The 6,626-nt window shown below is 64.2% G+C and carries 5 protein-coding genes; 4 read left to right on the top strand and 1 reads right to left on the bottom strand.

The genetic code is table 11. The features are described 5' to 3' along the window. Positions 1-221 precede the first annotated feature (221 nt). Positions 222-2,003 (bottom strand): M61 family metallopeptidase, encoded by a 1,782-nt coding sequence (locus tag AC6LJ2_RS25865; RefSeq protein ID WP_263915747.1) that lies wholly within the window; start codon positions 2,001-2,003, stop codon positions 222-224. A 32-nt stretch (positions 2,004-2,035) separates the two neighbouring features. Between AC6LJ2_RS25865 and AC6LJ2_RS25860 the strand changes: the two genes are divergently transcribed. The 4 genes from AC6LJ2_RS25860 to atpB all read left to right on the top strand — a co-directional run bounded on the left by AC6LJ2_RS25860 (position 2,036) and on the right by atpB (position 6,594). Then, the gene (locus AC6LJ2_RS25860) at positions 2,036-2,812 is read left to right on the top strand and encodes an enoyl-CoA hydratase (RefSeq protein ID WP_263915746.1); all 777 of its coding nucleotides are present in this window, start codon (positions 2,036-2,038) and stop codon (positions 2,810-2,812) included. Between the two features lie 258 nt (positions 2,813-3,070). Continuing rightward, a complete protein-coding gene (locus AC6LJ2_RS25855; protein ID WP_263915745.1) occupies positions 3,071-4,621 on the top strand; it encodes a DUF1254 domain-containing protein in 1,551 nt (516 codons plus the stop codon). Between the two features lie 592 nt (positions 4,622-5,213). After that, positions 5,214-5,627 (top strand): ATP synthase subunit I, encoded by a 414-nt coding sequence (locus AC6LJ2_RS25850; protein ID WP_175193693.1) that lies wholly within the window; start codon positions 5,214-5,216, stop codon positions 5,625-5,627. Positions 5,628-5,712: 85 nt separating this feature from the next. Next, on the top strand, positions 5,713-6,594 hold the full coding sequence (gene atpB / locus AC6LJ2_RS25845; protein WP_263915744.1) for a F0F1 ATP synthase subunit A: 882 nt from the start codon (positions 5,713-5,715) through the stop codon (positions 6,592-6,594). The last annotated feature ends 32 nt before the right edge of the window (positions 6,595-6,626 follow it).

Raw genomic sequence — 6,626 nt, 5'->3', positions numbered from 1 at the left:
TTTTATTATCGAAACTATATGTTTTTGCACTGAGATCAGCACCCCCAGCAGATGCACCGTAACACATTTCCGGGCGCAGACTGCAAGGTATAAAAGAAACTAGTAGTCCGCCCCCCCACCCCCGCCTGCCCCGTCACGCGCGGCTCAAGAACTCAAACCGACGCAAAAAAGCAAAGGACCCTTCCAAAGAAGAGCCCTCAACCAAAACCATCAAAAAAAACTCACCCAACAGTCAACACACAATCCAACGCCTCAGGCCCACTCAACCGAACCGTAAACACCCTCAACTCATCCCGCCGAAACACATGCACATCCACCCGATCCCCCGCCCGATACTGCCCCAACAACACCTCCACCCCCGCAGCCCCCTCAACCTTCAACCCATCAATGGCCACCAGCACATCCCCCGCCGACAACCCCCCCTTATGCCCAGCCCCGCCTTCCAACACGGTAGCCAGCACCAGCGAGTCCCCTTGCTTGCGCGTGCGCACATCCAGCGACGGCAGATTCGCCGACACCTTCCACTGCACCTTGATTCCATGCGGCGCCAGCAGTTCGGCCAGCGGCACATCCGCCACGCCATAGGCATAGCGGGCGATGAAGCGCCGCGCATCCACCCCGGTCGCTTCCTTGATCACCTCGGGCAGCCCATCCTCAGGCAATCCTTGCGGTTTGCCCCGATAGAAATCCCGCCCATAGCGCTGCCACAGCAGCCGCATCACGTCGTCCAGCGAATATGCCCCGGCCGACTCCTGGCGGATCAACAGATCCAGCCCCAGCGCCACCAGCGCACCCTTCGTGTAATAGCTCACCAGCGCATTCGGTGAGTTTTCATCCTGCTTGTAATAGCGCGTCCAGGCATCGAACGAGCTTTCCGCCACCGACTGCTTGTGCCGCCCCGGCGTACGCGCCACGCTCGTGATCGTCTTGGCCAGCAGCCGCAGATAATCGTTCTGCGTGATCGCGTTCGAACGCAACAGCAGCAGATCGTCGTAGTAAGACGTGAATCCCTCGAACACCCACAGCAGCCGCGACAGGTCCGGCTGCGACAGGTCGTACGGCACGAAGGCCTGCGGCTTGATCCGCTTCACGTTCCAGGTGTGGAAATACTCGTGGCTCACCAGCCCCAGGAACCCCCGGTAGCCGTCGCCCTGGCCCTGCTGGCCCAGCACCGGCAGATCCTTGCGCGCCGTCATCAGCGCCGTGCTCGCGCGATGCTCCAGGCCGCCGTAGCCGTCGCCCGTCACCATCGTCATGAACACATAGCGATCCGCGCTGTCCAGGAACGGCGCGCGCCTGGTGCGCGGCTCGAAAAACGCGATCTGGGTTTCGCAGATCTTGCGTACATCGTCCGTGATGCGCGCCAGGTCCAGGTTGGGCGCCACGCCCGTGAACACCAGCTCGTGCTCGGCGCCATGCGCGGTGAAGCTCGCCACCTGCGGCGTGCCCATTTCCACCGGATGGTCGATCAGCGCATCGTAGTCGGGCGCCAGATAGCGTCCGAACCCATGCCGCCGCGCCGCGCCCTGATGGCCGCGGGCCTCCGGCAGGCTGGTGTAGACCTTCCAGCCGTCGATGCCGCGCGGCGGCGCCAGGTCCACCAGGCACGGCAGGTGGTCTTGCCCGTGCACCCGCAGGAACACGCTGGTGCCGTTGAAGAAGCCATGCGTTTCGTCCAGATGCGCGCCGCGCACCGACAAGTCCCAGGCGTACACCGAATACTCCACCCGTAGCGGTCCATCGCAGGGCGCCGCCTGCCAGGTGTGATTGTCTATTTTGTCGACAAGCACGCGCCGGCTGCCCGAATAGGCGGTCAACGACTCGATCTGGCGGGAGAAATCACGGATCAGGTAGCTGCCCGGAATCCAGGCCGGCAACGACAGCCGCTGGCCGTCCGGCGAGGGGGCCTGGACGGTTAGGGTTATCCGGTAGCGGTGTCCGGCGGGGTCATGGGGCGCGAGGCGGTAAAGTACGGGGAAAGCATCGGTTTTATCCATGCGCATATCTTATTTCATCCTTCCCCTGGAGACATTCAATGAGCGAGTCGTTTGTGCTGGTCGAAACCCGCGGCCGCGTCGGTCTGCTGACGCTGAACCGCCCCAAGGCGCTCAACGCGCTCAACGATCAACTGATGGACGAGCTCGGGGCGGCGCTGCTGGCCTTTGAAGCCGACGCCGGCATCGGTGCCGTGGTCATCACCGGCAGCGAAAAAGCCTTCGCCGCCGGCGCCGACATCGGCGCCATGAAAGACTGGTCGTACATGGATGTCTACGGCGGCGAATACATCACCCGCAACTGGGAAACCCTCAAGCGCATCAAGAAGCCCGTCATCGCGGCGGTCGCCGGCTATGCCCTGGGCGGGGGCTGCGAACTGGCCATGATGTGCGACATCATCATCGCCGCCGACAGCGCCAAATTCGGCCAGCCTGAAATCAAGCTGGGTGTCATCCCCGGCGCCGGCGGCACCCAGCGCCTGCCGCGCGCGGTGGGCAAGGCCAAGGCCATGGACATGGCCCTGACCGCCCGCATGATGGGCGCCGAAGAGGCCGAGCGCGCCGGCCTGGTGTCGCGCGTCGTGCCGGCCGACAAGCTCATGGAAGAGGCCATGGACGCCGCCACCGTCATCGCCTCGATGTCGCTGCCGTCGGTCATGATGGCCAAGGAGTGCGTCAACCGTGCCTTCGAAGGCTCGCTCAACGAAGGGCTGCTGTTCGAGCGCCGCGTGTTCCATTCGCTGTTCGCCACCGAAGACCAGAAGGAAGGCATGGCGGCCTTCACCGAAAAGCGCAAACCGGACTTCAAACACCGTTAATTCTTGTTACGTTGGCGCGGGGCGCTCGGTCGCGTCCCCGCCCGTCCCACGCGCCCCGCCAGGGCGCGTTTTTATTGGGGGCGTTTGGGGGCCCGGGACGTTGCGCCTTGAAACCTTTGGGCAGCACCTTGTTGCAGTGTTCGGTCCTATCCTGATCGGGCGTCATCACAAAGAGGTGCCGCGCCAGAGAGGCTTGACCGAACTGGTAAGCCCACGCGCGGCGGCTCGCCTGCAAACAATAGCAACAAGGAGCCTTGCATGCGTACTTCCCCCTTTAACCGCCGGTGGTCTGCCGCCGTGCTCGCGGGCGCCCTGGGCGTCTGCTTCGTGACCGCTACGCAAGCCCAATCGCCGCGGCCGTCGATGCGGCTGGTGTCCGAGACGCCATACCCCGCCGCTGCCGCGCCCGCGCCGCAGATGAGCGCGCAGGAATTGCGCGAGACGGCCATCGATGCCTACGTCTACGCGTATCCGATGGTGCTGATGGAATTGGCCCGCCGCAAGGCCACCGCCGTGCAGTCGCCGCTGGACGGCAAGGCGCCAGTGAACCAGTTCGGCCACAAGGCCGCATTCCCCGATCCGCGCGCGGCCGACACGCCGTGGCCCAGCGCCGACGCGCTGTACTCCAGCCTGTGGTTCGACGTGTCGCGTGCGCCCTTGATCGTGCGCCTGCCCGACACCGGCAACCGCTACAGCGTGCTGTCGGCGCTGGACATGTGGAGTGATGTGTTCGCCTCGCGCGGCACCCGCACCAACGGCCCCGGCCCGCAGTCGTTCGCCATCGTCGGCCCTAACTGGCAGGGCACGCTGCCGCCCGGCGTGGACGTGATCCACAGTCCCACCTCCACCGGCTGGCTGATCGGCTGGACCCAGACCGGCGGTCCGCAGGACTACGCCAACGTGAACCAGATCCAGGCCAACATGTCGGCCAGCCCGCTGATCGCGCCGGTTGTCCCGGTGCCGGGACGCGCCCGCGGCGCGGCGTCGCCCTATCCGCAAACCGGCCCGGGGGTCGGCACCGCGCCCATCGGCAGCGACGTGCCGCTGCCCATGCCGGTCACCGTGGTCGACGGCACGCCGGCCGAGCAGGCAGCCGCCATGGACGCGGCCTCGTTCTTCACCTTGTTCTTCGACGTGCTGCGCAACAACCCGCCGCATGCCAATGACACGCCCATCCTGGATCGCATGCGCCGCATCGGGCTGGATGGTCGCCAGCCGTTCTCGTATGGCCGCCTGAGCCCGACCGTTCAGCAGGCCCTGGCCGAAGCGCAGCCCCTGGCCGGCCGCCGCATCGCCGACAGCGTGTCGCGCCTGGCCACGCCGATCAATGGTTGGAACACGGTGCTGACCGGCATCGGCACCTACGGTACCGACTACACGCGCCGCGCCGCCATCGCCTACGCGGGCCTGGGCGCGCCTACGCCGGAAGACGTGCTGTATCCGGTCACCGTGTCTGATTCCAAGGGCCGCGTGCTGTCGTCCAACGAAGACTACGTGCTGCATTTCGACAAGGGCCAGTTGCCGCCGGCCAACGCGTTCTGGTCGCTGCATGTCTACAACGACCAGCACGCCTTCCCGGACAACCCCGCCAACCGTTATGTGCTGCGCAGCACGGACGGCCTGAAGTACAACGCCGACGGTTCGCTGGACATCTATATCCAGCGGCGCGACCCCGGCGAACGCAAGCGCTCGAACTGGTTGGCGACGCCGGCCACCGAAGGCCGCTTCCTGCTGAGCATGCGTCTGTACTGGCCGCAGGACACGGCGCTGGATGGCTTGTGGGCCCCTCCGCCGGTCAAGCGGGACTGATCTGCCTGCAGCGCGAGGGCGTCGCCATGAGGGTGGCGCCCGCCAAAGGCAAAGCGGCCCCGGCGGGCCGCTTTTTTTTGGGCGATCACGTCCTGCCGATGGGCGGTGAGGGCGGCGGCGGGGTGTGCTATTCGCGTCCCCAATTTCTCTGTGAACCCGCGGGGCTTCAGGCCCGCGTTGTCACCTTACAAACCCCCGAAAGTTCATTTGCTCGGGCAAAAAGAATCACGCTATACTCTGCGGGTTTGACGCTTGCGGGATAAGGGCAAAGGTGCCGACAGCACTGGTCCTTGAGCGAGACAAGAGGGCAGGACAAAGCGGCAGGGCAACGAGGCACGGCTATGCGGCCAGGCTGAAAAGCCAGGCCAGAAAAGCCGGGCGAAAGAAGCTGGGCCAGGAACTACGTGGGGCTACTTGAATGGATTTCAATAGCGCTTTGGGGTTTCTTGTCGGGCAGGTGGCCAGGCCGGAATTTACGCGGGGAAGTTTGATGCAGCAGAACACAGTGCGGCACGAACCTGCGCGGCAGATGCAACAACAGCAACTGTCGCAACAGGGCGAAGCGCGCCAGGTTCTGGCGAATCAGGACTCGGTGGACCGGGTGCTGGTGCTTAGCGACGCGGACCGCGCGGCGCTGAATGCTCAAGCGGGTCGCGGACTCTTGTTGGCGCTGGTGGCGCAAGGCGCCATGGGGCTCGCAGCAGCAGTAATAGCGGGGGTTGTCGGAGGGGCGGCGGCAGGTTGGTCGGCGCTGGCGGGGGCAGGAGCGTATTTCATACCCAATGCGTTGTTCGCATTGCGCCTGGCTGTCAGTGTTCGGGCCGGTAAGGCCAGTCCCTTTACCTTTCTCTCTGGTGAGTTGATCAAGTTGTTCGCAACGGCCTTGCTGTTGTGGCTGCTTTCGCATGTGGCGCAGGACACGCTGGTCTGGCCTGCCGCACTGCTCGGTCTGATACTCACCTTGAAGGGATATCTCCTGCTTTTGATGTTCCGCAAGTTGTCATAGCGCGCCGGGAAATTTACGGCAAACCGAATCGTGGAATCGTCCAGCTCGCAAGGGCTGGGCATACAGCAAATAGGGTAGGATTCAAATGGCTGCTGCCAGCGACGTGTCGCCTCAGTCCGCGTATATTCAGCATCACCTGGTGCATCTGAACAATACGGGCGAGAAACAGAGCGCAATTGCTCAGTTCGACATCATCAATTACGACTCGTTGTTCTGGTCCGGCCTGACGGGTCTGATCGTCATCTTCTTCCTGTGGCGCGCCGCCAGCCGTGCGACCGCCGGCGTTCCGGGCCGCTTCCAGGCCTTCGTGGAAATGATCGTCGACATGGTCGACGACCAGGCCAAGGGCATTGTCCACAACGCCAAGAGCCGCCTCTTCATCGCCCCGCTCGCGCTCACCGTGTTCCTCTGGATCATCCTGATGAACGCGCTGGACTTGCTGCCCGTCGACCTGCTGCCCTCGATCTGGCGCTGGACCGGCCTGGGCGTGCACCATGGCGACCCCCTCTACTACCACCGCGTGCTGCCCACCGCCGACCTGAACGTGCCCATGGGCATGTCGCTGGGCGTACTGCTGCTGATGTTCTACTACGGCATCAAGATCAAGCACCCGGGCGGCTTCGTCAAAGAACTCTTCACCGCGCCGTTCCACGCGCACGGCATTGGCGCCGTCGTGCTGGCACCGTTCAACCTGCTGCTGAACCTCATCGAATACGCCGCCAAGTCCGTATCGCTGGGCATGCGGTTGTTCGGCAACATGTTTGCCGGCGAACTGATTTTCATGCTGATCGCCCTACTGGGCGGCGCCTGGACCGGCTTCAACGGTTCGAGCATCGGCTTGGGAATCGGCCACGTGCTGGCCGGCTCGATCTGGGCAATCTTCCACATCCTGATCGTGCTGCTCCAGGCCTTCATCTTCATGATGCTGACCCTGGTGTATCTCGGCCAGGCCCACGAAGGCCACTGATCCCCCGAATTTCCGGCGTCGGCCACCCGGCC

It is taken from the genome of Achromobacter sp. 1014246743, assembly GCF_059760725.1.
The sequence above is the reverse complement of the archived record's forward strand: the minus strand, read 5'-3'. Positions and strand labels throughout refer to the sequence as shown.

Coding starts and splice junctions, on each gene's coding strand:
- AC6LJ2_RS25865 (WP_263915747.1), bottom strand. CDS start 2,003: ATGCGCATGGATAAAACCGATGCTTTCCCCGTACTTTACCGCCTCGCG.
- AC6LJ2_RS25860 (WP_263915746.1), top strand. CDS start 2,036: ATGAGCGAGTCGTTTGTGCTGGTCGAAACCCGCGGCCGCGTCGGTCTG.
- AC6LJ2_RS25855 (WP_263915745.1), top strand. CDS start 3,071: ATGCGTACTTCCCCCTTTAACCGCCGGTGGTCTGCCGCCGTGCTCGCG.
- atpB (WP_263915744.1), top strand. CDS start 5,713: ATGGCTGCTGCCAGCGACGTGTCGCCTCAGTCCGCGTATATTCAGCAT.